The organism is Tuberibacillus calidus DSM 17572 (assembly GCF_000430685.1).
Classification (GTDB): domain Bacteria; phylum Bacillota; class Bacilli; order Bacillales; family Sporolactobacillaceae; genus Tuberibacillus; species Tuberibacillus calidus.
In genome coordinates, this window is sequence record NZ_AUMM01000082.1 from 1 (window position 1) to 3583 (window position 3583).

The following is a 3583-nucleotide window of genomic DNA, read 5'->3' on the forward strand; positions in this document are numbered from 1 at the left end:
AGGAGTTTTTCTTATAAATGTCTAATAAAAAATACCTTTTTTGTAAAATTTTATTTACATTACCGTTTAAAAACATTTATTTGCAAAGTCAGTGGCCTTAGTCATTTAAAAAAAAAGAGGTTGACTCAAGAGGGACGCTTGCCCCTAGCTGTTGGGTCAACCTTCCAATTTTTACTTATCATGTTCCGTTGGACTTGATTTTCCTTCTAAAGCGTTTTTAAATTCTTTAAGCGTCTTACCGGCTGCTCGCCCGATTTCAGGCAACTTCTTCGGTCCGAAAATAAATAGGGCAAAAATAAGGATTAAAAGAATTTCGCCGAATCCTAAGCTACCCATGTTTTCACCTTCGTTTTTTAATGTCACAATTATCATAATATGTTTAATGTATTTTCGCAAATAAGAATGAGTGGAGGTCGAACCGATGTGGGAGACAAATACCTTAGTAAACTTGTTGGGGATCAAATATCCGATCATCCAAGCTGGAATGGCGGGTGGTGCAACGACACCGGAGTTAGTCGCTGCCGTTTCCAATGCCGGCGGCTTAGGGACATTGGGGGCGGGGTACCTTTCGCCTCATGCGATTCGTGAAGCTGTTCGCGAAATCCGCCGTTTAACCGACAAACCGTTTGCCGTTAATTTAATGGTCACAGAACCCGCATCCGCCGATAGAGATGCCATTGATAAAATGCAAGGGATTTTGAAAAGGTTTGAAAAAGACCTTGGAGAACCTTTCTCCTTTGAAAACCTCTCGCTTGACCCTCAACCTTTTGAGGAGCAGCTTGAGATTGTCTTGGATGAAAAAGTGCCAGTATTTAGCTTTACATTCGGCATTCCAAAACCGTTTTGGCTTGAAAAATTGAAAGCGAATGGGACGGTCATCATTGGAACAGCTACCAATGTGCAAGAAGGTTTGGCACTGGAGCGTGCCGGTGTGAATGCGATTGTTGCGCAAGGAAGTGAAGCCGGTGGCCATCGCGGCACCTTTTTCAAGAATGCCGAAAACGAGGGTATCGGCACGATGGCGCTCATCCCACAAATGGTCGACCGGGTCAAACTTCCCGTGATTGCCTCCGGTGGGATCATGGATGGCCGCGGCGTCGTAGCAAGTCTTGCCCTTGGAGCTGCCGGTGTCCAGATGGGTACAGCCTTTTTAACGAGTGAGGAAAGCGGGATTCATCCGGTATATAAAGAAGCCATTCGAAAAGCGCGTGATGATCAAACGGTCATGACAAAAGCTTTTTCTGGGAAAAAAGCTCGCGGTATTGAAAATCAATACATAAGGGTTATGCGTGATTTTGAAGCGGACATCTTACCCTATCCGATCCAAAACGCTTTGACGAAGCCATTGCGAAATGCCGCTAAAAAACACGGAAATAAAGAATATATGTCACTATGGGCTGGACAAGCCGCTTCACTTAGTCAAAATGCTCCGGCAAAACAGATCGTGGAAAACGTCGTTCGGGATGTTGAGAGGGTCTTAGGCATTCTAAGTGCCATGCATGCGTCCTCCCACTTACCCAAAGCCTAGCGACTCTTGGGCACACGCCACTACGGCTTCCTATTGATTACCTTCCTAGAAGCGGGGGTTTTTCTGTTCGGAAGGATAAACCTTTACGCATTCCGGTTTCCGAAATATTCGGGGCGTGTTATGATAAGTCTGACAAAAGCGAAATGGGGTGAACGCATTGACGATTTTTGATGAAATCATTGACCGATTAGGAACAAATTCTGTCAAATGGGATGCCAGAGAAAGGATATTTGGTAGTGGGGATGTTCTTCCTTTATGGGTGGCTGATATGGATTTGCCTTGCCCACCCGAAGTCGTTCAAGCCATTGAAGCACGCGCGAAGCACCCCATTTATGGATATCCAGGGGATAACGGAGCTTTGTTTGAGGCGGCTAAAGGTTGGGTGAACCGCCGCTTTGGTGCCGAAGTCGATACCGACTGGATGGTTGCCATCCCAGGCGTTGTCCCCGGCATTCAAGTCGCCATCAATGCATTTACTAAACCCGGCGATAAGGTCATCATCCAGCCACCCGTGTACCCGCCCTTTTTTTCAACTTCGGAGGAACTTGGCCGGCGCATTGTAGAAAATCCATTAAAACGGGTGGATGGAAAATATGTAATGGATTTTGACGACTTGCGGAAAAAAATCGATCAGCGCACAAAATTATTCGTTTTGTGCAGCCCGCATAACCCAATAGGTCAGGTATGGTCGCGGGAAGATTTATTACAGCTCGGTGAAATCTGTGCGGAAAAAGGCATTATGATCATCGCTGATGAAATTCATTCCGATTTAGTCTACGAAAAAGGGGCGCACACCCCGTTTTATACGCTGTCCGAGCAACTGGCAAACCAATCCGTCACATTTATTTCCGGAAGTAAAACCTTTAATCTGGCCGGTTTATTTACATCCATCGCCATCATCAAAAATCGTAAACTGAGAAATGAATTCCGGGTCACAGCAAACAAAATGGGACTCAATCACATCAATCTTTTTGGTATCGTGGCAAGCACCGCCGCATATAATCACGGTGACCAATGGTTGGATGAACTCTTGGACTACTTGCACGAGAATGCCGTCATGATCCGCCATTTTCTTAGCGAAAGGATCCCTGAAATAAAAATGACCATTCCAGAAGCCACTTACCTTGCTTGGCTCGATTTCCGAGAGCTCGGTTTGTATGGCCAAGAACTAAGGAATTTCCTCATTCGGGAAGCTAAAGTCGGTTTGAATGACGGTTTTCAATTTGGCAAACAAGGCGACGGCTTCTGCCGAATGAATTTCGGTTGCCCGCGATCAGTCTTGAAAGAAGCCTTACAAAGAATCGAAAAAGCCGTTCAAGTTTATAAACACTCCAACCATTAAACTATAAAATTAGGGGGATGGGCATCCTGTCCCCCGCAGTTGCATCAACGGGCAAAGGGCAGTAAAATAGATTCGAGGAGTTGAGTCAAGCTGATTGACTTCTTATTATGGCATGCCATGCTGCTGATTTTACTTTCCTTAGCTTTTGTGATCATTTTAAAAGGTTTTCCAACATCCAAGCGCCATCAAACAAAGCCGGGCAATGCATGCTTGAATAAAACGGCAAAGCTGGACAAAGATGATTAAACAACGATGTGTGATCGGGAAAAAATTCCTTCATAAAACGTCTTGCAAAATTTTAAAACCCGAGTATAATATAATTTGTCATTGAATTTTGCGGACGTGGCGGAATGGCAGACGCGCTAGATTCAGGTTCTAGTGGTTTCACGACCGTGGAGGTTCAAGTCCTCTCGTCCGCACCATATTGTGTCTTAGCAATCGGGAAGTGGCTCAGCTTGGTAGAGCACCACGTTCGGGACGTGGGGGTCGCAGGTTCAAATCCTGTCTTCCCGACCATTTTTATTTTAACGATAATAAACTGTAGTACGTGAAAAGTCGAAAAGTAGTGATCCACGATTTGGATCATTTTATTTTTATCAATAATACATAAAAAAATATTCACAGCCACGAAAGTGGCTGTTTTAAATTTTATTGAGAAGGGAACAGAACAAACTCAGCTTGGTAGAGCACTCAAGCAAGGCATCGCCGAGTAG

3 protein-coding genes and 2 tRNA genes are annotated in these 3583 nt (G+C 44.8%); 4 read left to right on the plus strand and 1 reads right to left on the minus strand.

Annotated elements, in window-relative coordinates; all coding sequences use genetic code 11:
• Positions 1 to 171 precede the first annotated feature (171 nt).
• Positions 172 to 336, minus strand: coding sequence for a twin-arginine translocase TatA/TatE family subunit (locus H532_RS0113905; RefSeq protein ID WP_027725968.1), 165 nt, complete (start codon positions 334 to 336; stop codon positions 172 to 174).
• 85 nt (positions 337 to 421) lie between these two features.
• Between H532_RS0113905 and H532_RS19040 the strand changes: the two genes are divergently transcribed.
• The 4 genes from H532_RS19040 to H532_RS0113930 all read left to right on the plus strand — a co-directional run bounded on the left by H532_RS19040 (position 422) and on the right by H532_RS0113930 (position 3386).
• Entirely contained in the window at positions 422 to 1528 is a 1107-nt protein-coding gene (locus H532_RS19040) for an NAD(P)H-dependent flavin oxidoreductase (protein ID WP_038112597.1), read from the plus strand.
• Positions 1529 to 1685: 157 nt separating this feature from the next.
• The gene (locus H532_RS0113915; RefSeq protein WP_038112599.1) at positions 1686 to 2870 is read left to right on the plus strand and encodes a MalY/PatB family protein; all 1185 of its coding nucleotides are present in this window, start codon (positions 1686 to 1688) and stop codon (positions 2868 to 2870) included.
• A 336-nt stretch (positions 2871 to 3206) separates the two neighbouring features.
• Positions 3207 to 3292: transfer RNA gene (locus H532_RS0113925), tRNA-Leu, on the plus strand.
• A gap of 17 nt (positions 3293 to 3309) precedes the next feature.
• Positions 3310 to 3386: transfer RNA gene (locus H532_RS0113930), tRNA-Pro, on the plus strand.
• Positions 3387 to 3583: the final 197 nt, after the last annotated feature.

Bases quoted from the DNA above. Each gene is read 5' to 3' on its own strand.
- H532_RS0113905 (WP_027725968.1), bottom strand. From the start codon at position 336: ATGGGTAGCTTAGGATTCGGCGAAATTCTTTTAATCCTTATTTTTGCC.
- H532_RS19040 (WP_038112597.1), top strand. From the start codon at position 422: ATGTGGGAGACAAATACCTTAGTAAACTTGTTGGGGATCAAATATCCG.